Origin of the sequence: Collinsella sp. AM34-10, assembly GCF_003469185.1 — a bacterium.
Classification (GTDB): Bacteria; Actinomycetota; Coriobacteriia; order Coriobacteriales; family Coriobacteriaceae; genus Collinsella.
This window is the reverse complement of record NZ_QSIL01000001.1, coordinates 301,177-324,587: the sequence shown is the minus strand read 5'-3', so window position 1 is coordinate 324,587 and position 23,411 is coordinate 301,177. Positions and strand designations below refer to the sequence as shown.

The following is a 23,411-nucleotide window of genomic DNA, read 5'->3' as shown; positions in this document are numbered from 1 at the left end:
CATTGATCTGTATAGAGATGATTGTGTTATATACGCAGCGTTAGTGTAACACAACCGCAACCACCTGCAACTTAGTCATCGGGGACGTTCTTAAACGACTAGTCAAAAGGGATGCTCTTTACAAAGTTCCGGCGTACACCATCGCCACATCAAAAGCTGCGGTGAAATAGTTCCCAAATCCCGGCCGGCACCCCTCAAGCAGGAACCATTCCACCGCAACTCATAAGAAGAAGGCAGATCAAGCCTCAAGCATCGAGAAAACGGAACAGCTAAGGGACAAGGGCATCGGCCCCAAGATCGATGTGCCACGAATCGCGCCCATCTACTACGTTTGCCCCCGCACCCCTGACCATACTCACTATTTTTCGAAAGTCGCAGACCTGCTACCTGCGGTTTTAATATTGCGATTTTCGGCGTGGTTCGGGGTACGCACTTAAACGTAGTAGATGCCCCCGATTCTTGGCAGAAGGTATCCCACCGTTCCTCCACGGGACAAAAATGATCCGTTTTCCTCCGTCCCCTAGGGTCATTTTCAAAACTATGGCTGTTTACTACGATGAATCGCTCAACCACGACCACGCCAAAAACCGAAATAATAAAACCCCAGCTAGATGGCTTGCACTTTTCGGTGAAAAGCCCGTGTGATTGGAATCCCTCGATTCATCGTAGTAAACCGGTATAGTTGCGATTTGGTAGCATTTTCCAGCAAGCCAAATTGTCTCGCTAAACGCAAAAAGCCCGACCTCCGCATGGGAGATCGGGCTTTCGAGGCTCAGTCAAACCAAACCAACGCAGTCAAACGACCAGCGCTTACATCTGCTCGGGGGCAGAAACGCCAACGAGGGTAAGCACCAGGGCGAGCGTCACACGGACGGCGTCGCAGGCGGCCAGACGGGCGCGCGAGAGCTCAGGGTCGACGGGACGGCCCTCGCTCGGAAGGACCTGGCAGGCGGCGTAGAAGCTGTGGAAGTCGCCAGCGAGCTCCTCGGCAAAGTGCGTCAGGCGGAACGGGGCGCGATCGCGAGCACAGCTACCGATGAGGTCGGTGAGCTCGTTGAGCTTACGCGAAAGGGCAAGCTCGGTCGGGTCGGTCAGCAGCGAGTAATCGACGTTCTCGCCAATAGCCTTCTCGGCGACGGCCTTCATGCCCATCTCGGCGGCCTGCTCGGCGGTAACGTCTGCGGCACGACGCAGGATGGAGCACACGCGAGCGTGAGCGTACTGCACGTAGTACACCGGGTTGGAGTTGTCGCGCTTCTTGACGGCCTCGATATCGAAGTCGACCATCTGGTTGGAGCTCTTGGAGATGAGCGTGTAGCGAGCAGCGTCGGAGCCGACCTCGTCGACGAGCTCCTGCAGGGTCACCATGGTGCCCTTGCGCTTGGACATACGGACGGGCTTGCCGTTGCGCAGCAGGTTGACGAGCTGGCCCAGCAGAACCTCAAACTTGCCGGGATAGCCAAGAGCGTCACAGACGCAGCGGACGCGCTCGATGTAGCCGTGGTGGTCGGCGCCCCAGATGTCGATGACGTGGTCGACGCGCTGGAACTTATCCCAGTGATAGGCAACGTCGGAGGCGAAGTAGGTGTACTCGCCATCGGACTTGATCAGGACGCGGTCCTTGTCGTCGCCCAGGTCGGTGGAGCGGAACCACAGGGCACCGTCCTTGGTGTAGAGGTAGCCCATCTTGTCGAGCTTCTCAAAAGCGCGGTCGACGGCGGAGGTGCCGGCGGTCTCGCCCTCGGTGTCCTTCACGTACAGAGAGCGCTCGGAGAACCAACGATCAAAGTCGCAGTTAACGGCGTGGCAAAGGTCGCGCATGTTGTCGACCATCTTTACGTAGCCGCGCTCGCGGAAGCTCTCCATGCGCTCCTGCGGATCGGCGTTGACCCACTTATCGCCGTCGGTGCGCCAGAACTCGGCAGCCTCGTCGATGATGTAGTCGCCGCCGTAGGAGTCCTTGCCCAGAGTCTCGGCAAAGTTGTCCTGATACGGATGGGTCTCGGGATGCTCGTCGCTCTCGTCGGCAACAAAGGCGTCGCGGTCGGCGATCAGAAGCTTGTGAGCCTCGTCGATATCCACGCCCTGCTTGGCGATGATGTCGGCAAGCTGCATATAGCGCGTACTGATGGAGTTACCGAAGGTGTTCATCTGAGAGCCGTGGTCGTTGATGTAGAACTCACGCTGGATGTCGTAACCGGCGTGGTCCATCACACGACAAAGGGAGTCGCCCAGAGCGGCCCAGCGACCATGACCGATGTGCATGGGGCCGACGGGGTTAGCGGAGACGAACTCGACCTGGGTCTTCAGGCCGCCACCGACGTTGGACTTAGCGAAGTCCATACCCTTCTCGCGGGCCTCGCCAAAGATGGCGTTCTTGACGGCGACGGAGAGGTAGAAGTTGATGAAGCCAGGACCGGCGATCTCGACCTTCTCGATTGCGGGGTCCTCGGGCATATGGGCGACGACGGCCTCGGCGATCTTGCGCGGGGCGCAGTGAGCCAGCTTGGCGGACTTCAGGGCCATGGTGGAGGTCCACTCGCCATGAGAAGTATCAGCCGGTCGCTCGATAGCGCAATCGTCAAGTTCAAATGCGGAAAGGTCGCCGGCCTCCTGGGCCGCAGCAAGCGCAGCGCGTACCAGCTCTTCAATCTTCTCGGGCATAGATCCTCCTTGTGTTAAAGCCCCCGAGCTCTTGATCACTCGTAGGGCAAAAGCCAGAGTTTGTAGCACTCTATCACAAGCGGTAACTACTGTCGCAGGGTAAAGCTAATAGATATTGCATATGCACAAAAATGACTACCGCTTGTATGGAGTCACTCAAAGATGCCGGTCTGCCTGCAGATTATGCAGGCGTTGAAAATGCATAAAGGTGTGAATGAGCTGCGTCTGTTATCGAATACTCTTACCTATCGGAGTTGTGTGCTTTTCCTGCATAAAGTGATGGTTTGCGCACGTCAGCGTGGTATTCTTAACATACGTAAATTCGTATAAGTTGGAGGTAGCATGTTCTCAATCGGTCAACACGTCATTCATCCGGGTCAGGGAGTCTGCACCGTCGTCGGCTTTAGGGACGACACACCGCAGCCCATGTTGTTGCTCGAGACCAAACAGGGACATGCGCAGACGATTCTCATGTACCCCGTGGCGCAGGCCGACCGTCTGCATGCCGCTATCTCCCAGCAAGATGCAGAGCACCTGCTGAGCCACTACGATGAGCTGGAGTGCGACACCTTTACCGAGCGCAATAGCTCGCTCGAGGAGACGCACTTTAAGCAGCAGCTCAAGCTGGGCGCGCCCGAGACGGTTCGCGTGGCAAAAACCATGATGCACCGTATTCGCCAGGCCGAGGAAGCAGATAAAAAGCCCAGCTCCTACTACATGCGCGTACTCAAGGAAGCCAAGCGCCGCTCCATCGAGGAGTTCGCCGTGGCCCTGGGCGTCACCGAAGAGGCCGCCGAAGCCCGCCTAGCCCAAGCCGCCCTCAACTAACCTGCCAAAAAGGGACAGGTTTATTTTGGCAGGTTTTATCTGGCCAAACGTCAACAAACAATCAGTAAATGGCCGGGTGCTCCGTTTTGTTTGTGAGCGCCCGGCCATTTTTCTATATCCGTAGAATACGTGAAGCCCATTTGCGATGACATCACGCGGGGGCCGTCCAGATCGACGCAACCAACGGCCGCATCCACAACAAGCGCGCCTGTCTTGCTCAATTACCATTAAAAAGCATCAATTTGAAAACGCAATAACATTTCGGCAGGTAGCAGCTATAGTCGGTGAACTGAATCTCGACAACCGAAGCCTCCGAATGAGGTATCTTCAGCCCATCCAAGCTAAAGGAGGGGCCATGCCGAGAAAACCTCGTTCAAAGTCACCAACCGGTTATTTCCACATCACGTTGCGTGGAAACGGAGGGCAATTGCTGTTTGACGATGCCGAGGACCGAATCGCCATGCTTCAGATCCTCGATGCGATCCTCCCCAAACACAATATCGAGCTTATCGCTTGGTGCCTTATGGGAAACCACATTCATCTGCTCATCGACGATCCGGACGACCGCAAGAGCGACGCGATGCACGCGGTAGCAGTATCGTATGCGGGCAGGTACAATGCGCGGACGGGGCATATCGGCCACGTGTTTCAGGAGCGGTTTTGGGATTCGCCCATTAAGTCAGAAGTATATTTACTCGAGGCAATTCGATACATTCATCTGAATCCACAAAAAGCGGGACTGGCGGCATACGACGAATATCCCTGGAGCAGCCATCGCGAGTATCTAATGAGTGCCAGGTCACGGCCGCATGTTACCGGCAGCGTTGTCGGTGTTTTATTCCCAACACCTCGCTCATACCTTCGGCTCATGGAAAGTACGCCGTCGCTTCCCTATCGCCCCAGCGCAACAGCCAAGGTTCGCGAGGAAGATCTATGCGAATTTGGCACGGCAATCGTGCAGAGTGTCGCAGGATGTGCTCCGACGGAACTCAAATCCGTCTCCAAGCCACTTCGCAATGAGGCGATTCTCGCGCTTCGAAAACAAGGGCTAACGGTTAAGCAGGTTCAGCTGCTTACCGGACTGGGAACATGGATTATCAAGAACGCGTCGTAGCGTCGCGTTTGCCGAGTTACGGATACGGCGAAGCGCAGCTGTCTGCCGCGAGGCGCCGCCATTCGCCAGCGTCACCATGTCAAACAGAAAACGCTTCCGCTGAATAACATCCAACGGAAGCGTTTTCCCAGATAAAACCTACCAAAATAAACCTGTCCCTTTTTGGCAGGTTAGGCCTGGAAGGTATCGCGGTCGGGGGCGAAGGACTGCATGGCCGCGATGGTGCGGTCGAAGAGCTCGGGGAGCTCCCAGCCCAACATCTCGGCGCCCTGCGAAATCACGTCGCGCGAGCAGCCGGCGGCAAAGCGCTTATCCTTGAACTTTTTCTTGAGCGACTTAGTCGTAAAGTCCATGACGCTCTTGCTTGGACGCATGATGACGGCGGCACCGATCAGGCCGGTGAGTTCGTCGCAAGCGAACAGGATCTTCTCCATCTGCAGCTCGGGCTTGGGCAGCGAGCTGTTGAAATCGGACGTGTGCGTCTGGATGGCACGGATAAGCTCAGGCGATGCGCCTTCGCCTTCGAGGATCTCGGCCGCATAGATGGTGTGGTTCATGGGGTCGTCCTCATGCTCCTCCCAATCCAGGTCGTGCAGCAGGCCGACGAGCCCCCAGAACTCCTCGTTCTCGGGGTCGAACTCGCGCGCAAAGTAGCGCATGGTGCCCTCGACCGTCTCGCCGTGGGTGATGTGGAACGGGTCTTTGTTGTGCTCGTTAAGCAGTTCGAACGCACGGTCGCGGGTGATTCCGGCGGAAAGCATCTGGGACATGGCAATACCTCCAGGTGAGTCGGTGCTAGGACACGGTGTCATTATCGTATATCGCCGTAGCTCAAGCCGAAAGGCAGAAAAGGTATACGGAGAAAAAAGCCGGGCAAACGTGTCGCCCGGCAAAACCGCAGATAAAACCTGCCAAAATAAACCTGTCCCTTTTTGGTAGGTTTAGGGGCGAACCTGACCGGTGCCGCGGAGCTTGTATTTATAGGTGGTGAGGGCCTCGGCGGCAAAGGGGCCGCGGGCATGGAGTTTTTGGGTCGAGATGCCAATCTCGGCGCCCAGGCCAAACTCGCCGCCGTCGGTAAAGCGCGTGCTGGCGTTGGCATACACGGCCGAGGCATCGATCTCATCCAGGAAGCGCTCGCAAGCGTCCACGTCCTCGGCAACGATGGCCTCGGAATGCATGGTGCCATAGCGGTTGATGTGCGCGATGGCCTCGTCCTCGTTCGCCACGACCTTCACGCTCATCTCGAGCGCCAGATACTCGCGGCCCCAGTCCTCCTCAGTCGCGGCAACATAGTCGTCGCCCTCGGCAAGACCGGCGTCGGCGCACGCGGCGCACGTGGCCTCGTCGCCGTGCATGAGCACGCCGTGGTCATGCAGCACGGCAACGACCGCGGGCAAAAACGCATCGGCCACAGCACGGTCGACCAGCAGCGACTCGGCGGCATTGCACACGCCTACGCGCTGGGTCTTGGCATTAACGATAATGTTGAGTGCCTTATCAAAGTCGGCGGATTCATGCACGTAGATATGGCAATTGCCCGTACCCGTCTCGATCACCGGCACGAGCGACTCGCGCACGCAGCGCTGGATCAGCCCTGCACCGCCGCGCGGAATGAGCACATCGACGATACCGCGGAGCTTCATGAGCTCGCCAGTGGCCTCGCGGTCGGTGGACTCGATCATCGACACGGCCTCGCGCGGGAAGCCCTTGGCCTCGAGCGCATCGGCCAGCAGCTCGGCGATCATGGCGCACGAGTGATAGGCCAGCGAACCGCCGCGCAGAATGCAGGCGTTGCCAGTGCGGATGCAGATGCCCGCAGCATCGGCCGTCACGTTGGGACGCGCCTCATACACCATGGCGACCAAGCCCAGCGGCACGCTCACGCGGGTCAGATCCACGCCGCTTGCAAGCACGCGGTGGTCTAGTACGCGGCCGACAGGATCGGGCAGCTCAGCGAGCTTCTCCAGGCCGGCGGCCATGCCCTCGACGCGCTCGGGCGTCAGCAGCAGACGGTCGAGAAGCCCCGCCGAGGTGCCCGCATCACGCGCCGCGGACATATCGAGCTCATTGGCGGCAACGATGGAATCGACGCCGTCGCGCAGCGCCGCGGCCATGGCGCGCACGGCCTCCTGGCGCTGGACATCGCTCGCCGTGGCAAGCGCGCCCGAAGCGGCCTTGGCCTCAACGGCAAGATCGTGAACGTAGGTGGCTATATCGACCGACATGAACGGCCCTTTCTCTTAGATGTTTGCCAACCATGGTAGCCGATTTGCACGCATCCTCGCAGACGGCGGTAGAATTGGTCAACCCGAAACACCGCAACGAACGGAAGTAACGCATGGCCCTCATCACTTCGTACCACGTCCCCGGCCTCTATGTCGAGGACCACAGCATCGACATCCCCTTGGATTGGCGCGGCCTGGAGCCGATGCTGTTGGCCGTCGGCAGCACCATGCGCCGCGGCGCCATGCCGGCGCCCATCGCCGGCGCGCCCGAGAGCATTAAGCTTTTCTACCGCGTGGTCTGCGCACCTGACCGCATCAACGACGATCTGCCGCTGCTCCTGTTTTTGCAGGGCGGCCCCGGTGGCGAAAGCCCGCGTCCGCTGTCGCCCACGAGCGACGGCTGGATTGAGGAGGCCGTCAAGCATTTCCGCGTCGTGCTGCCTGACCAGCGTGGCACCGGACGCAGCAGCTGTGTTGACGGACGCACGATCGCGGCCCTGGGCGAGCGCGCCGAGGCAGCAGGAGCCAATGCGGCCCACTCACAGGCGGACTTCCTCAAGCGCCACCTCGCCAGCTCCATCGTGCGCGATTTTGAGTACCTGCGCCTGGTGGGCTTTGGCGGCAGGCCGTGGGTCACGCTCGGCCAAAGCTACGGCGGCTTTTTAACGCTGAGCTATCTGTCGCTCTTCCCCGAGGGCGTGTCGGCGAGCTTTACCTGCGGTGGCATTCCGCACGTGCCGGCGAGCGCCAGCGAAGTCTACGCGCACACCTTCCCGCGCATGGCAGCCAAGACACAGCAGTATTACGACCGCTACCCCGCCGACGTCGAGCGCGTGGCGGCCCTGGCAGATGTCCTCGAGGAGCAAAAGCCCGTGCTGCCCGACGGCTCGCCGATGACGGTCGAGCGCCTGCAGCTCATGGGCAGCGACTTTGGCATGAAGCCGAGCTTTGAGCGCATGCACTGGATTATCGATCACGCGTTTGTTGATGGCGACGGTTCGCTGAGCTGCGGCTCCTCGGTATCCGACAGCTTTTTGATGCGCGCCTTCGAGCGCACCAACACGCGCACGGATCCGCTGTACTGGACGCTGCAGGAGTTCATCTACGCCGATGGCGACACGATGCCCATTGGCTGGGCCGCAGCAGAGGAGAAAGCCCATCGTGCCGAGTTCGACACGCTCGCGCGCCCGCTCATGTTTACCGGCGAGGCCATGTTCCCGTGGATGTTTAAGCAGATGCCCGAGCTCAAGCCCTTCAAGCCCGCCATGGACCTGCTGATGGAGGACACCAGCTGGGACAAGATCTACGACGCGCAGCGCCTGGCCTGCAACGAAGTGCCGCTCCAGGCCGCCGTGTACTTCGACGACATGTACGTGGACTCGGGCATGCAGCTCGACACGCTCAGCCGCGTGGGCAACTCGCATGCCTGGGTAACGAACGAGTTTGAGCACGACGGCCTGCACGGCAGCGTAGTATTCAAGCACCTCTTCGACGAAGCCCTCAACCGCGGCGACCTGCGCCAGATCTTCTAGCAAAGGAGTGTCCCCATCTGCCGGCACAAAAGGAACGTCCCCAAGCGCCGAATAAGTGCCGGCAACGACGATACCGCAGGTAGAGAACGGAAAGCGAAAACGCCCCTAAGCGAGCAAGGTGACGTGAAAGAGGAGAGCATTGACCTTTTGGTCATGCCCGACGATTGAACGTCAGATTGCCGCTTAGGGGCGTTTGCAGCGTCAATTGGTTAGGCGAAGACCTGATGGTCATGCCTCACCTTTTGAATGACAAATTGTCGCTCTGGGCGGCGCGCAGCGTCGACCCGTTAGGCGAAGACGATTAAATTATCTCGATGAATCGCGGGCTTCTCGGCCAGGTCTGCCAGCAGGCGGTTGCCGGCAATCTGGTCCTGGCGGCGTCCGGCTGCAAGCTCCAGCACGTCCGAATCGGCCTCGGCAATACCACGCGCGACAACCATACCGCTCGGGTCGCACACATCGAGCACATCGCCCTCGGCAAACGTGCCATCGACCTCGCGAATACCCACCGCGAGCAAGGACGAGCCACGGCTGACCAGCGCCTTCGCGGCGCCGTCATCGACCGTCACCGAGCCATGCGCCTTGTCGCCCAGCGCGATCCACAGCTTGCGGGGCGCAATGTCCAGACGCTCCGCCGGCGGATCGAACAGCGTGCCCACACTCTCGCCGCGAGCGAGGCGCACGAGCGCATCGGGCTCCTCGCCCGAGCATATCACGCTCTGAATGCCCGCCGTCATCAGAATGCGGCTCGCGCGGATCTTGGTAATCATGCCGCCCGTGCCCACCGATGTGGAAGAATCGCCCGCCGAGGCGATGATCTTGGCATCGATCTTATGCACGACCGGGACAAACTCGGCCGTGGGGTCCTCATGCGGATTGGCGGTATAGAGGCCATCGATGTCCGAGAGCGTCACGCACAGATCGGCAGAAACCAGGCAGCTCACAAGCGCCGCCAGCGTGTCGTTGTCGCCAAACTTGATCTCATCGACGGTAACGGTATCGTTCTCGTTGACGACCGGCACCACGTCAAGCTCCACAAGGCGCAGCAGGGCGTCGCGCGCATGCAGGTAGGATGTGCGGCGGGCCGTGTCGTGGCGTGTGAGCAGCACGAGCGAGGTGAGCAGGTCGCGCGCATGAAACTCCTCGTCGTAGGCCGACGAGATGATACACTGACCGGCCGAGGCGCAGGCCTGCAGGCTCGGCAGGTCGCCGACCGGCTTGCGGTCGAAGCCCAGCACGGGATAGCCACAGGCGATAGCGCCCGAGCTCACCACGACCAGACGCCAGCCGAGCTTGCGCAGGGCTGCGGCCTGGTCGGCAAGCCCGCCGATAAAGGCGCGGTTGACCTTGCCGTCGGCACCCACCACCGTGGACGAACCGATCTTTACCACCATCGTTTTATAATAAGTCGTCATACGTCAAACCAATCGAATGTTGAGCAGGCGGGCGAGAAAATGATCCGTTTTCCTCCGTCCCCTTCGGATCATTTTGCCCAGGGGAAGGCCGAAGCCGCGGCCATGTTCTTGCGCACGAGCTCGTCGCGCACCTGTGCCAGGCCCTGCTCCATGCCCACCACATAAGTCTGCGGGTACAGGAAGCGCTTGTAGACCGGATCCAGATGGTCCAGTGCCCAGGTGCAACGCTCGCGTGCGTCCTCAATGCTCTCGCGCGGGGCAACGGCACTGCCATCGCGCACGATCGGCGCCAGCAGCTCGCGATACTCAAGCTCGGAAACGTCGGTCACCAGGGCGGCATCGTTCACGGCCACGAGGGTATTGCCACGCGCGGCGCCCTCCCCCGCCAGATGATCCTCGTCATAGATCATGTCGCAGATCGGGCCGCCAAAGCCGTCGTAATAGCGGCGCACGCGCTGCACGCCCGGGATCGTGCGCTTGTAGGGCTGCTCGGAGAGCTTGACCACCGGCGTCCACGGGTCAGTCTCGCTCGCACGGCGGGCGGAAAGCTTGTACACGCCGCCCAGCGCCGGCTGGTCATAGCAGGTCGCGAGCTTGGTGCCCACGCCAAAGCTATCGATAGGCGCACCCTGGTCGAGCAGTGACTGAATCGTGTACTCGTCAAGATCGTTGGAAACCGAGATCCCCACATAGGGCAGGCCCTCGGCATCAAAACGGCCGCGCACATACTTGGAGAGCTTGGCGAGGTCGCCCGAGTCAATGCGAATAGCCGACAGGCGCTCGCCCACCGCCTCCATCTCCTTGGCAACCGTAATGGCATGCTCGCAGCCCTCACGCACATCGTAGGTGTCGATGAGCAGCGTACAGTTCTTGGGGCTCGACTTGGCAAAGGCGCGGAAGGCCTCGAGCTCGGAATCGAAGCTCATCACCCAGCTGTGCGCATGCGTGCCAAAGACGGGAATACCGTAGCGGCGACCGGCGAGCACATTGGACGTAGAGGAACAGCCGGCCACATAGCTCGCGCGCGCGACGGCCAGGCCGCCATCGGGACCCTGGGCGCGGCGCAGACCAAACTCGGCCACGGGACGACCGTCCGCCGCCAACACCACGCGCGCCGTCTTGGTGGCGACAAGTGTCTGGAAGCCGACGATGTTGAGCAGCGCTGTCTCGAGCAGCTGGCACTCCAGCGCGGGGCCGGTGACGCGCACCATGGGCTCGCGCGGAAAGACGAGCTCGCCCTCAGGGACGGCATCGATATTTACATGCGCACGAAAAACGCGCAGGTAGTCGAGAAATCCAGGCTTGAACATCGCGCCGCCGGCCGGGGCCTGGAGCGAGGCGAGGTAGTCGATATCCTCGGGCGTAAAGCGCAGGTTCTCGACCAGCTCAGGCAGCTCGGCGGTGCCGCACATGACGGCGTAGGCGCTACCAAAGGGATGGTCGCGGTAAAACGCGGTAAAACAACCCTGCTCATTGGCCTTGCCGCTCTCCCACAGGCCCTGGGCCATAGTGAGCTCGTACAGATCGGTGAGCATTGCGATGTCGGTGGGATGCGAGATGTCGGTCAAAGCCATGGGGCGACCTTTCGGATGCGTTGTGCAGAAGTTGAGGGTTGGACGAGGCGGACGTGCGGGCATGGAGCCCGGCACGAACAGGTTAGTGCAGGCCCATGCTGCCCGTGATCGTGTAGACCATAAAGACGATAAACGCGATGAGGGCGAGCACAATGATGATTTTTTGAGCCGGAGCCATGCCGGGGATCTCATTCTCACCCGTAGGCTCCTTGGAGGTGACCATGCGCTGGGCAAAGGTCATCTCGTCACGGCTCGGCTTGGGCTCGGCGGGCTTGGGATGAGCCACCTTTTTAGGTTGAGGTTTGGGTGTGGCAGGCGCAGGCTTCGCAGTGGCGGGCTTGGGCGCGGGCGCGGGCTTGCGCTCGGATGCGGCCCTCGTGGCGGCTTCCTCGGCCTTTGCGCGCTCGGCACGCAGGGCAGCCAGCTCCTCACGCTCGCGACGAGCCTCTTCCTGAGCCTCGCGGCGGGCCTTCTCGGCGCGGAGCTCTTCCAACTCGGCGCGCTCCTCGTCGGACAATGGTTGGAACTCAAGCTCGGCCATAGTACCGCCCTTTCTTTTTAAAAAAAGCCGCCGACACAATGTCAGCGGCTTATCAAATCCAAGGGTGGAGACGAAGGGAGTCGAACCCTCGGCCTCTGCCATGCGACGGCAGCGCTCTCCCAACTGAGCTACGTCCCCAGGACAAGTTGTTATTTTACCTACGGCTCGCCAACTGTCAACGCCCAATACCCAGTCTTTTTGGGACGGAGCCATTTTGACTACTTTTCGAGCAGGCAATCCTCTCAATGATTTTTTAATCCCCGTCCCAGAAAAATCATCGGTGAACGCGCTACTTTGCGCTGGTGAGGACACCGGTGGTGTCGAAGGCCGGGGTAAAGCTCTCGTCTACCGCGCCGCCCTCTTGCCAGAACATCGTCGTAAAACCCAGGTCATCGGCATGGTCGAGCACCTGCTCGTACTCCTCGCGCGTCACAGCACGCGCCAGGTCGCCGCCCTGCTCGCGCATGAGCGCATTGGGCGTGTACTGGTTCATGACCGAAATCGGCACATCGCCCACCGTCTGCCACACCAGGTCCAGCACGCGACACGAATCGTCTGCATGTCCCGGCAGTACCAGATGGCGCACGATCATGCCGCGCTTCATGAGCCCGTCCTCGTCCACCAGCTCTCCCCCGCGGCGCTCAATCTCGCGCGCCATTTGCGCTAAGCCCGACACGGCCACGCGCGGGTAGTCCTGAATATGAGACAGTGACTGCGCAAGCGCCGCATCGGCATATTTAAAGTCGGTAAGCCACACATCGACCAGATCGCCGAGCGCCGACACGGCACTCGCACGCTCATAACCGCTCGTGTTGTAGACGATTGGGATGGCCAGCCCGCGCGCCCGTGCCGCGGCAATCGCAGCAGGCAGCAGGTGCGCGTAGTGTGTCGCCGTCACCAGATTAATATTGTTCGCACCCTGGTCCTGCAGCTCCAACATAATCTCGACCAGACGCTCGGGCGAAATCTCAAGCCCAAAATTGCCCGTCGAGATCTCGTGGTTCTGACAATAGACGCATTTGAGCGAGCAGCCGCTAAAGAAGATTGTGCCCGAACCGGCCTCGCCCGAGATAGGCGGCTCCTCCCACATATGAAGCGCGGCGCGGGCCACCTTGAGCGTGTCGTTAGCACCGCATACGCCGTGCGCGCCCTCATCGCGCGCCGCACCGCAGCGGCGCGGACACAAATGGCAGGCGGGCGAAAAAAGTTCGGTCAACGACGTCGGCATAAAAACATGCTCCAAAACAACGATTCAGCAGCTCAAACGCAAAAGGGCCAACCGCACAGACGGCTCGAGCCCAAGGCGCCGTAATCGTCCGACACGATTTTTGTAATGTCAAGACTGGAATCCACAAAGTGCCGCTTTATGATGTAGGTATTCCGCCCCCCGCGGAGCAACTGGGTGAACCGTCGCGTTTATTTAGGGAGCCCACACAGTCGTACCTAGTACAGGTATCCTTCGTTGTTAAGGACGCTGGAACAGTCGATGAGGGCACCCACCTGTTTTAGGTGGGTTCATTTTCGTAACGTGGGGGGTGGTTTTCTTTTGCCGAAAATCGCCATTGCAAATCCCGCCATGATTCCCAAAAGGCACCAGGCAGAGCCCCACTATCACTCGAATATCTGGTAAGCGCGTGATTATCGCCCCGTGCAATTCCTCACACCCTCCTTGGTCGAGTATCATGGGTCAGCTATACCCTTTGCGGCATGGCATCCTTTGACCTTTTCCTTCGACGCTTGGCGGTTTATCGATTCATGGCTTCCTCCACGAGCTTCATACCGTACCTTTGCGTGGCGGTCGCGGCTTTTATCACGACCTTCCTTGCGGTGCCCCTGGTCAAGCGCCTGGCAATCAAGCTCGACGCCGTCGATTATCCTTCCAAGCGCCGCATCAACACTAAACCCATCCCGCGCATGGGTGGCACGGCAGTCTTTTTGGGCCTCGTCGTCGCCTGCATTGTTCAGATCCTAGGCACCTGGTACCTGGGCTGGCCGCCCGCTTTGGTGCCCCACCCCCGTCTGCACATCAGCTACCCCATACTTGCGCTTTCTTTTACCGTCATCTTTGCGACCGGCGCGATCGACGACGTCTTCCAGCTCAAGCCCAAGCAAAAGCTCGCCGGCCAGGTCCTCGCCGCGCTCATCGCCTGCGTGGGCGGCCTGCGCATCGGCGTCATCGTCAACCCGTTTGCTCCCGGCGAGATCATGCTCGGCTGGCTCGCCTACCCCATCACTGTGGTCTACCTGGTGGCGTTCACCAACATCATCAACCTTATCGACGGCCTCGACGGTCTGGCCACGGGTATCTGCGGTATCGCGTCGTTCACCATGTTTTCGGTCGCGGTGCTCTCGGGCCGCATCGACGCCGCCGCGCTCTCCATCGCGCTCTTTGGCTCGTGCCTCGCCTTCTTGCGCTATAACTTCAACCCCGCGAGCATTTTCTTGGGCGACTCGGGATCGCTGCTTCTGGGCTTTGCGCTGGGTTCCATCTCGCTGCTCAACGTGAGCCGCACCGCCGCGCTCACCTCGCTCATCATCCCGCTCATCGTGGCCGGCGTGCCCATCATCGACACGTTTAGCGCCATCGTGCGCCGCAAGCGCGCCCACATTAGCATCGGGCAGGCCGACAAGGGCCACATCCACCACCGCCTCATTCAAGAGGGCTACAACCAAAAGCAGGCCGTACTGCTCATCTACGCCTGGTGCATTATGCTTTCGGCCGGCGCCGCCGCCATCAATCAGGTCGAGGTCCCCATGCGCGTGCTCATCTTTACCGTGCTCGCCATTGGCTCGGCGGTCTTCGCCAAGCGCCTGCATCTGTTTGAGCCCGTGCTGCGCCACCATTACAACAAGCGCACGCACGAAGACGAGCTGGTAACCCCCGACGACCCCGCCTTTAAACAGGAGGAGCTGGCAGCCGAGGAACGTAAAGAAGAGCGCCACCACAAGCTCTAGGATAAGCTGCCGAGGATGTGCCCAGGTGCCGCTGGCCAAGCGCAGCCGCGCCGCACCCATCGCACAAGCCGCCCCTCTCCCGCCCCTCGCTTTCTTACGTCTCGCCCCTGCAATAAACGCGTTATCATCTTGACCCATGAACATACGTTAGGAGCAATCATGCCAAACGAGAACAGCTACGAAGTCGCGCTGCAAAAGAGCAACGCCATTCGCGAGGGCCTGGCCAAGACGCCCGAGAAGTTCACCATGCTCACCGGCGACCGCCCCACCGGCCGTCTGCACCTGGGTCACTACTTCGGCACCCTCAAGGGCCGTGTTGAGCTGCAGAACATGGGCGCCAAGACCAACGTGCTCATCGCCGACTACCAGGTCATCACCGACCGCGACACCACCGAGCACATCCAGGACAACGTGTACAACATGGTGATGGACTACCTTGCCTGCGGAATCGACCCCGACAAGACCATGATCTACGCGCACTCCGCCGTGCCCGCCGCAAACCAGCTCATGCTGCCGTTCCTGTCGCTGGTGTCCGAGGCTGAGCTGGCGCGCAACCCCACGGTCAAGGCCGAGATGGAGGCCTCGGGCCACGAGCTCACCGGCCTTCTGCTCACCTACCCGGTGCACCAGGCCTGCGACATCCTGTTCTGCAAGGGCAATGTGGTGCCCGTCGGTCGCGATCAGCTGCCGCACATCGAGCTCACCCGCACCATCGCCCGCCGCTTTAACAACCGCTACGGCAAGGTGTTCCCCGAGGTCGATGCGCTGCTGTCCGAGACCCCACTGCTGCCCGGCCTGGACGGTCGCAAGATGAGCAAGAGCTACGGCAACGCCATCAACATCTCGATGACCGCCGAGGAGACGGCCAAGCGCATCAAGAAGAGCCAGACCGATTCCGAGCGCATGATCACGTTCGATCCCGAGAACCGTCCCGGCGTGTCCGGCCTGCTTTCGACGGCCGCCATCTGCACCGGCCGTTCCGAGGTCGAGATTGCCGAGGAGATTGGCATGGGCGGCTCCGGCCAGCTCAAGAAGTACGTGACCGAGGCCGTCAACGAGTACTTCGCGCCGATCCGCGAGCGTCGCCAGCGCTACGAGAACGATCTGGACTATGTGAAGGACGTGTTGCACGAGGGCAACCGTCGCGCCAACGAGATCGCCGAGCAGACCCTGGCCGAGGTTCGGGACGCCATGGGCATGGTGTACTAGACCGACCTGCTGGTTTGAACTTTCGATTGCTATAGGGCGGGCGCTACGGCGTCCGCCTTTTTTTGGTGCCCGACCGGTTCGGCTCCGCCCATCGCACTCCCCCGACAAACGGGAACGGGCCCGCCGGCAGTCAGTTGCCAGCGGGCCCGTTCCCGAAGTACACCGTTGAATCGCACAGAGGGGAGGGATGCGAATCAAACTCAACAGGGCAGGCTTTTTCATCGCCTATTGCCCGCTCCGTTGTTGAATAAAATATAGTTCACCGTGGTTTACTTTGCAGCATCAATATGAGCCGCCATAGCTTCTCCATAAGTTAGCCCCGGTAAACCTACAACGGAAAACCGCCGCAAAGGGGACAGGCACCTTTGTGGTAGTTTTGGCCACGGCAGATCTGTTAGAGTCCGGCGGGCCAGCGACAGGCGCCCAGATCGACGTGCATGGGGTCGACAAACGTCACGCCCTCCCCTAGCAAAAGCTCACGTTGAGCATCGGGACCGCCAAAAGCAAAACCCTCGCATATGCGCCCGTCGGCAAACACCACGCGATGGCAGGGTATCTCGCCGGGGCGCGGATTGCTGTGCAGGGCATACCCCACGTACCGCGCACTTCGTGGACGACCGGCAAGCAGCGCCACCTGACCATACGTGGCGACCATCCCTTCGGGGATCTGCTCGACCACCTCGTACACCCGTTCAAAAAAGCCCTCAGACGCCATCGCTCGCTCTCTTCTCCGCATTAACAGCATAAAGAAATGATCCCTTGGGGACGGAGGAAAACGGATCATTCGCGGCCTCCGTGCGGTCGATGATCCGTTTTCCTCCGTCCCCAAGGGATCATTTGTTGGCAGGTTGGTTAGTTGGCGGGCTGGAAGAAGGCTACGGCTACGGCACCGGGGCCTACGTGGGTACCGATGGTGGCACCGATGGTGTGAACGGGCAGCTCGCCCTCGGTGTGGCCAGCCCACAGTGCCGCGCTGTCCTCGATATACTTCTTGAGCACCGCATCCGAAAGGCCCGTATAGCCGAGCGCCAGCGGCATGGAAAAGTCGATGCCGCCCGCCTTTTCGACCTTTTGGTTCAGCAGGTTGCGGCCGTTCTTGGAACCGCGCGCCTTTCCCAGCTGCACAATCAGACCGTCCTCGGCAGCTACCACGGGCTTTACGTTGAGCAGCGTACCCACGGCGCCGGCAGCAGCAGACAGGCGACCGCCGCGCACCAGGTACTCCAGCGTCTCGAGCAGGCCGATAACCACCACGCGGTCGCGCACGGCCTCGACCGCCGCCGCGATCTGGGCCGCGCTACGGCCCTCGTCCACCAAGCGCAGCGCATACTCAACCAGAATGCGTTCACCCAGGGTGACGTTGTTGCTATCAACCACGTACACATCGCCGCCCGGCGCCTCGGCTAGTGCGGTACGGGCGCTCTGATTGGTGCCCGACAGCTTAGCGCCCACGGTAATAATCACAGCCTCATCGCCGGCTTCGCGAATCTCGGCGATAGCCTGCGAGAACGCGTACGGGTTGACCTGGCCGGTCTTGGGCAGCTCATCGCGCTCCACGAGCATCTCGTAAAAGCGCTGGTGATCGATGTCGACGCCATCCATGTACACATCGGTGCCAAAGGTGACGGACAGCGGCAAAACGTCCAGTGCCGGGTGCTCGGCCGGCGACATATCGCTTGCGGAATCGGTAATAATGCGGACGGACATAGCGAATCCTTTCTTGCGCAGGTCCCGCGCAGGGAATTTTGACAGCAATGCCCCGGCACGGTATACGCGCTCAAACGGGACGATGCAGTTGTTAATGGGAAGCAAATGCCTAGGCGGCCCTACAGCTCGCGCAAGGTGTTGAGAATCGTACGCAGCGACGCATACATCTGCTCACGCTGCTCCACGCCCATGGCCTTGCCGGTGGTGTCGAGCACTTCACGAATAATGCAATCGGCCTCGTTCATGCTCTCGCCGCCCAACGTGGTCAGGCGAACCGGGGCGCGATACTTAACGGCGGCATCGCCCGAATCGTCGACTTCGACGTAGCCGCCCTCCTCCAGATGCGCCAGCGTGCGCGAGACGGCAGCGCGGGTCACGCCAGCCATGCGGGCGAGGTCGGCACCAGTCAGGCCGTCCTTGCTGCGCTCAAGATAGTACAGGCACATGATGTCGGAGCCCTTAAGGCCCAGCCTTGCGCCCTCAGATGTCTTAATGCGCTGGATCTCCTTGTAGAGTCCACTGATCAGTCCGACAAAGTCCTCGAAACGTGTCTCGTCGCTCTGTTGCATGGGAGACGACCGCCTTTCGCTTGCATAATGCTAACGGGTAAACATCTTAGCCGTACCCAGCGACCGCAAGCCCCGCACGCCCTATTTGTTAACTCATCAACATAAAAACCACCACAAAGGGGACAGGCACCTTTGTGGTGGTTTTGACCGGCGAGTATGATTTGCAGAAGTTGCTACAGCTCCACGCGGGGATTGTCGCGGGTCACAAGCGTCTTAACGACAACCGTCGCTCCCAGATAGCGCTCGAGCAGATCGGCAAGACGGTCGATGGCGGCCTGGCAGTCCCCCATTCGCTCGGGCTCTACGCACTCAATCGCCAGGAATGCGTCGGCCGAATCGTCGGATAGAGCCGTTCGAACGCCGTCGCGCCAGTTCCAGCAGCGGCACACGGCGCCCGCATCGTCAATGTAGGCGAGCTCGCCGGGCAGCGTCGGGTCGTCCGCTTCCTCGCCAAGCGGCAGGAACGCATCCCCGCCGTCGGTCACCTTCAGGCGAAGGTCCCCCTCAATCGCATGCAGATCCTCGCCTCCCACGGGCAGTGCATAGGACAGCGACACCGTGTTATAGATATCCACCGCGGGCGTAATGTGGCCCACCGGCTTGCCCTTGAGCACACGCTTGAGCAGGTTCTCGATTGAACAGCGCGCGCCCTTTTTGGTCTTGAACAGACGATAGGCCTCGCGCCATGCCTTGACCGGTGCGTTCTCGCTGATTGTATCGCTGATCAGATGACGCTCCGCATCGATATTGGCACGGTCGAGCAGCGCCGCTATCGCGTCCACATCCTCTTGAGGTATCTGGGCCGCGGGCTTCATACCCTCCACGACCACAACACCGACCGCCGCCTGAGGAAACAGCTCCCAAAATGAATCCTCGGCAATAAAGCTCTTCATACATGCTCCCTTCACGATTCGCGCCCGAGCGAGGGCACCCAAACAAAAAGCGCCCTTACGACGGCCACCTTCAAAGTCCTACGGTGCCGCCACAAGAGCGCTTACGCTGCCCCCATCCGGAGAAGGGGGCGAGATGTCAGGCGTATTGTAACCCGAGTCATCCGCGCGAGCAAAACCACCACAAAGGTGCCTGTCCCCTTCGTGGTGGTTTTGGGTCTAAGGCGGCGCTAGCGGCGGAGTCCCAGCAACCCGCGGCCGCGATGACGGGCCTCGGCGGACACCTGGGCGTGCGGGCCGGCGGCTTTGACGGACTCGGGCAGGTGCGAGTACTTCTTCTCGAAGTTCTCCTCAAACATCACGGCCAGGTTGTGCGCGGCCTCGTCGTAGCGAGCGGTGCTCTGCCAGTACTGGCGCGGCACCAGAATGCCGTCGGGCACGCCATGGCACGTGGTGGGAATGTCGACGTTAAAGATGTCGTCGTGCACGAACTCGCTGTCCTCGATGGTACCGTCGAGAGCGCGGGCCACCAGGGCACGCGTGTAGGCAAGCTCGATGCGATGGCCCACGCCGTAGCCGCCGCCAATCCAGCCAGTGTTGACCAGATAGACGCGGGTGCGACCGTCGGCGATACGCTCGCCGAGCATCTTGGCATAGACCATGGGATCGAGCGGCATAAACGGCTCGCCAAACAGCGAGGAGAACGTGGGCGTGGGCTCGGTGACGCCGACCTCGGTGCCGGGGATCTTGGCCGTAAAGCCCGTCACAAAGTGATACATGGCGGCGTCGGCCGTCAGGCGCGAGATGGGCGGCAGCACGCCAAAGGCATCACAGGTCAAAAACAGCACAACGCTCGGGGTGGTGCCCATGCCCTTGGTCCACGCGTTGGGAATGTGCTCGACGGGATAGGCCACGCGCGTATTGTGCGTGATCGAGACATCATCATAGTTAGGCTTGCGATTCTCATCGAGCACCACGTTTTCGCAGATGGCGCCAAAGCGGACGGCGTTGAAGATCTCGGGCTCATGGAACGCGTCCAGGCCCTCGCACTTGGCATAGCAGCCTCCCTCGATGTTGAAGATGCCCATGTCGGACCAGCCGTGCTCGTCGTCGCCGATCAGCAGGCGCGTGGGGTTGGCCGAAAGCGTGGTCTTGCCGGTGCCGGACAGGCCAAAGAACACGGCAGTCTCGTGCGTGACAGGATCCATGCTGGCCGAGCAGTGCATGGGCAGCACGTCGTCCTCGACGGGCAGCAGGTAGTTCATGACGCTGAAGATCGACTTTTTGATCTCACCGGAGTAGCCGGTGCCGGCGACCAGAATCACGCGTTCCTGGAAGTTGATGACCACGGCGGCGCTGGAGTTGAGGCCCTTAATGGCGGGATCGCACTGGTAACCGGGCGCTGCGAGTACGCAGAAGTCGGGCTCGCCGGTGCGTGCGATTTCGCGGGCGAGCGGGCGGGCGAGCATCTGCTTAATAAAGAGTGCCTGGCTGGCACGCTCGCAGGCAACGAGCAGTCGACGCGTGTGGTTGCGGTCGGCGCCTGCCATGCCACGGGTGACGAACACGTCGCGCTCGTTGAGATAGTCGACGATGCCGGCCTTGATGGCCTCATAGCTCTCGACGGACAGCGGGCGGTTGACGGCGCCCCAGGCGATCTTGTCGTGCACGTCGGGCGTGTCGGCGATAAAACGGTCGTTGGGCGAGCGGCCAGTGCGCTCTCCCGTCTCGATCACCAGTGCGCCGTTGGAGGCCATGCGGCCTTCGTTGCGGCGGATGGCGTGCTCGACGAGCTCGGCTGCCGGCAGGTCAACCAGCAGGCGGGGCTGGTTCTCGGCGGGGTCTTCGACCAGCGTAATGCCAAAGTTGGACAGAACTTCTGCAGGGGTAACACCAGACATGGGGCCTCCTTTAAAAACGCGACACGTGGGCGCGGCGCGCACTTTACTCACGTAAAGCCCGTTGTACCCGATATGCAAAAACGTTTTTGCGGCAACGGCGAAGCGCCCGCCCAACGGTCAAAAATCGCACGCAAGCGGCCTAGTCATTGGGGACGTTCTTAAACGACTAGTCGTTGGGGACACTCTTGAACAGGCAACAACCAAGGAGCGTCCCCGGATGCCGGCACTTAGGGACGTTCCCAAAGTGCCGGCACATAAGGAACGTCCCTAATTGCCGACTGCTGAATGGCACCGCCGAAATTATTGAACAGCCTGTTCAAAAACACGAGCGAACACCGTCGCGTCTATACTAGAGCGCAGCAATAGAAAGGACTCCGCTTTGAGCATCACGCCCCTCGATAGCATTCGCCGCGCCATCGCCCGCCGCAATGGCGTCGCCGACCCCACCGTATCGGACGGGGCGCACGGGCAGGGCGGACGCATCGAGAACGGCCTGTTCCCCGCATCGCACACCGCCGAGGAGCTCGCACGAATCCAAGAGCTGAGCCAGCGTAACGCTGGCGGTCCCAACAGCAGCCAGGCCACACGCCGTCGCCGCGAGCGCGATCGCCAGCCCGGCCCCATCCACCGCATGGTCAATGCCTGGTGGAACCGCCTGCTCGGAGCCGTCTACGGCGGCGGCTTCTCCACGCAAGAAGCCGAGTACGAAGATCACGCCACCCGTCGCGACTACCTTTGGAATACCCTGGGCACCGCCGTATGGGGCTTGGCGTTTCCGCTGCTCACCATCGTGTCTACGCAGCTCGTGGGCGCCGAAGAAGCAGGCAAATTCTCCATCGCCTTTGTCACCGGCACGCTCATCATGATCGCGTGCAACTACGGCGTGCGCAATTTCCAGGTCTCGGACATCGACGAAAAGACGTCCTTTGCCTCCTACCAGCTCAACCGCTGGCTCTGCGGAGCGCTCGCGCTGGCATGCGGCCTGGTATACAGTAGCGCCCGCGGCTACGATGCGCAGATGGCCACAATCGGCCTGGGCGTCTACCTCTATAAGGTGATCGACGGCATTGCCGACGTGTACGAGGGCCGCCTGCAGCAGGCCGACAAACTCTACCTGGCCGGCATGAGCCAAACACTGCGCTCCGTCGGCGTCATCGTGGTCTTTAGCATGGCGCTGTTCCTTACGCGCAGCATGCCCATCGCGGCCATGGCCATGGGCATCGCCGCGATCGCCTCGCTCGTGCTGGTCACCACGCCGCTCGCCCTGCTCGAAACCGAAAAATCGCGCCGCGTGAGCCTGCGCGAGGTCGGTCACCTGTTTATCCAGTGCGCCCCGCTTTTTGGCGCGCTGTTCCTGTTCAACCTTATCGAGAGCATGCCCAAGTTCGTGATGGAAGGCACGCTGGCCTACAAGTATCAGCTGTACTTTAATGCCCTGTTCTTTCCGGCGCAGGCTATTTTGTTGAGCATTGGATTTATCTATAAACCGCAGCTCCTGCGTTTGTCGAGCATTTGGGCTAATCCTCGCAAGCGTCGTCGCTTTGACCTGATTATTGTTGCCGTTATGGCACTGATCGTGGTCATCACCAGCGTGTGCGCCGCATTTATGGCAGGTCCCGGTATTCCCCTCATGAGCTTCATGTACGGCCTCAATTTTGAGCGCTACCGCACGCTGGCACTGCTGATGGTTGTCGCCGGCGGCGTCACCGCGGCCATCGACTTTCTCTACGCCATCATCACGGTGCTGCGCCATGCCGGCGACGTCACCAAAATCTACCTGGTCTGCTTCGCCGTAAGCGTAGTGCTGCCGGTGATCCTGATCAACCTGCTGGGTCTGATGGGCGCCGTGGTGAGCTACCTAGCCATCATGGCCCTACTCCTGGTGCTGTTGATTGTCGAATACGCCCACATCCGCCAACGCATCGAGCGCGACCGCAACCCGTACGGCGCCTAATTGGCACAATGGGGGGTCTCGTTGCGGACGATTTGCGACACGCAAAACTAAGTGAGTAGACTTTTGCCGAATCCCTGACCACACCGGCAAAACACAAGTCAGTGACCTGCGGTTTTGTTGAGGCAAATTTGCCGGCTGCTCGGCATTTCCAAAAAAGTCTACTCACTTAGCCAGCGGGCAGCCAAAAAAGAACCGTCGCAACGTCGTTTGACTCCGTTGCGACGGTTTTTCGAGCATTTTCGCACTGCCGAGGACGCAGACGCTCCTCATTTCTCGCGCTTACCGAGCAAGAAGGCGCTATTCTCCGAAAGTAGTCAAAAAAGCTCCGTC

The 23,411-nt window shown here is 60.6% G+C and carries 18 protein-coding genes and 1 tRNA gene; 6 read left to right on the top strand and 13 right to left on the bottom strand.

The window, feature by feature from the left end; genetic code table 11:
• Positions 1 to 810 precede the first annotated feature (810 nt).
• Positions 811 to 2,664 carry an arginine--tRNA ligase gene (gene argS / locus DW823_RS01335; protein ID WP_118079679.1) on the bottom strand — a complete coding sequence of 618 codons (1,854 nt, stop codon included), beginning with the start codon at positions 2,662 to 2,664 and terminating at the stop codon, positions 811 to 813.
• A 342-nt stretch (positions 2,665 to 3,006) separates the two neighbouring features.
• Between argS and DW823_RS01330 the strand changes: the two genes are divergently transcribed.
• Entirely contained in the window at positions 3,007 to 3,492 is a 486-nt protein-coding gene (locus DW823_RS01330) for a CarD family transcriptional regulator (RefSeq protein WP_006235480.1), read from the top strand.
• A gap of 355 nt (positions 3,493 to 3,847) precedes the next feature.
• A complete protein-coding gene (locus tag DW823_RS01325; RefSeq protein WP_158567237.1) occupies positions 3,848 to 4,606 on the top strand; it encodes a transposase in 759 nt (252 codons plus the stop codon).
• 170 nt (positions 4,607 to 4,776) lie between these two features.
• Here DW823_RS01325 and DW823_RS01320 read toward each other — a convergent pair whose 3' ends face one another.
• Together DW823_RS01320 and DW823_RS01315 are read right to left on the bottom strand one after the other, a co-directional pair.
• On the bottom strand, positions 4,777 to 5,376 hold the full coding sequence (locus DW823_RS01320; protein WP_118079675.1) for an HD domain-containing protein: 600 nt from the start codon (positions 5,374 to 5,376) through the stop codon (positions 4,777 to 4,779).
• 171 nt (positions 5,377 to 5,547) lie between these two features.
• Entirely contained in the window at positions 5,548 to 6,834 is a 1,287-nt protein-coding gene (locus DW823_RS01315) for a glutamate-5-semialdehyde dehydrogenase (RefSeq protein ID WP_118079673.1), read from the bottom strand.
• A 113-nt stretch (positions 6,835 to 6,947) separates the two neighbouring features.
• Between DW823_RS01315 and DW823_RS01310 the strand changes: the two genes are divergently transcribed.
• Positions 6,948 to 8,366 carry an alpha/beta fold hydrolase gene (locus tag DW823_RS01310; RefSeq protein ID WP_118079671.1) on the top strand — a complete coding sequence of 473 codons (1,419 nt, stop codon included), beginning with the start codon at positions 6,948 to 6,950 and terminating at the stop codon, positions 8,364 to 8,366.
• 287 nt (positions 8,367 to 8,653) lie between these two features.
• On the opposite strand, the gene proB is transcribed toward DW823_RS01310, so the two are convergent.
• The 5 genes from proB to DW823_RS01285 all read right to left on the bottom strand — a co-directional run bounded on the left by proB (position 8,654) and on the right by DW823_RS01285 (position 13,124).
• Positions 8,654 to 9,781 carry a glutamate 5-kinase gene (gene proB / locus DW823_RS01305; RefSeq protein WP_118079669.1) on the bottom strand — a complete coding sequence of 376 codons (1,128 nt, stop codon included), beginning with the start codon at positions 9,779 to 9,781 and terminating at the stop codon, positions 8,654 to 8,656.
• Between the two features lie 68 nt (positions 9,782 to 9,849).
• Positions 9,850 to 11,355: a nicotinate phosphoribosyltransferase gene (locus tag DW823_RS01300; RefSeq protein WP_118079667.1), complete on the bottom strand. Its 1,506-nt coding sequence runs from the start codon at positions 11,353 to 11,355 to the stop codon at positions 9,850 to 9,852.
• An 82-nt stretch (positions 11,356 to 11,437) separates the two neighbouring features.
• Positions 11,438 to 11,896 carry a hypothetical protein gene (locus tag DW823_RS01295; RefSeq protein ID WP_118079665.1) on the bottom strand — a complete coding sequence of 153 codons (459 nt, stop codon included), beginning with the start codon at positions 11,894 to 11,896 and terminating at the stop codon, positions 11,438 to 11,440.
• Between the two features lie 65 nt (positions 11,897 to 11,961).
• Positions 11,962 to 12,034 (bottom strand) — tRNA-Ala (locus tag DW823_RS01290).
• Between the two features lie 151 nt (positions 12,035 to 12,185).
• Positions 12,186 to 13,124, bottom strand: coding sequence for a radical SAM protein (locus DW823_RS01285; protein WP_118079663.1), 939 nt, complete (start codon positions 13,122 to 13,124; stop codon positions 12,186 to 12,188).
• Between the two features lie 527 nt (positions 13,125 to 13,651).
• On the opposite strand from DW823_RS01285, the gene DW823_RS01280 reads away from it, so the two are divergent.
• Both DW823_RS01280 and trpS read left to right on the top strand, forming a co-directional pair.
• Complete coding sequence (locus DW823_RS01280) at positions 13,652 to 14,851, top strand: glycosyltransferase family 4 protein (RefSeq protein WP_118079661.1); 1,200 nt, start codon at positions 13,652 to 13,654, stop codon at positions 14,849 to 14,851.
• A gap of 159 nt (positions 14,852 to 15,010) precedes the next feature.
• Positions 15,011 to 16,060 carry a tryptophan--tRNA ligase gene (gene trpS, locus DW823_RS01275; RefSeq protein WP_118079659.1) on the top strand — a complete coding sequence of 350 codons (1,050 nt, stop codon included), beginning with the start codon at positions 15,011 to 15,013 and terminating at the stop codon, positions 16,058 to 16,060.
• A 394-nt stretch (positions 16,061 to 16,454) separates the two neighbouring features.
• On the opposite strand, the gene DW823_RS01270 is transcribed toward trpS, so the two are convergent.
• The 5 genes from DW823_RS01270 to pckA form a co-directional block, all read right to left on the bottom strand.
• Complete coding sequence (locus DW823_RS01270) at positions 16,455 to 16,775, bottom strand: MGMT family protein (RefSeq protein ID WP_118079657.1); 321 nt, start codon at positions 16,773 to 16,775, stop codon at positions 16,455 to 16,457.
• 137 nt (positions 16,776 to 16,912) lie between these two features.
• Positions 16,913 to 17,767 (bottom strand): DegV family protein, encoded by an 855-nt coding sequence (locus tag DW823_RS01265; protein WP_118079655.1) that lies wholly within the window; start codon positions 17,765 to 17,767, stop codon positions 16,913 to 16,915.
• A 119-nt stretch (positions 17,768 to 17,886) separates the two neighbouring features.
• The gene (locus DW823_RS01260; RefSeq protein ID WP_118079653.1) at positions 17,887 to 18,336 is read right to left on the bottom strand and encodes a MarR family winged helix-turn-helix transcriptional regulator; all 450 of its coding nucleotides are present in this window, start codon (positions 18,334 to 18,336) and stop codon (positions 17,887 to 17,889) included.
• Between the two features lie 173 nt (positions 18,337 to 18,509).
• Positions 18,510 to 19,229 (bottom strand): B3/4 domain-containing protein, encoded by a 720-nt coding sequence (locus DW823_RS01255; RefSeq protein ID WP_118079651.1) that lies wholly within the window; start codon positions 19,227 to 19,229, stop codon positions 18,510 to 18,512.
• Positions 19,230 to 19,456: 227 nt separating this feature from the next.
• Entirely contained in the window at positions 19,457 to 21,127 is a 1,671-nt protein-coding gene (gene pckA, locus DW823_RS01250; protein WP_199574285.1) for a phosphoenolpyruvate carboxykinase (ATP), read from the bottom strand.
• 379 nt (positions 21,128 to 21,506) lie between these two features.
• On the opposite strand from pckA, the gene DW823_RS01245 reads away from it, so the two are divergent.
• On the top strand, positions 21,507 to 23,081 hold the full coding sequence (locus tag DW823_RS01245) for a lipopolysaccharide biosynthesis protein (protein WP_369831677.1): 1,575 nt from the start codon (positions 21,507 to 21,509) through the stop codon (positions 23,079 to 23,081).
• The last annotated feature ends 330 nt before the right edge of the window (positions 23,082 to 23,411 follow it).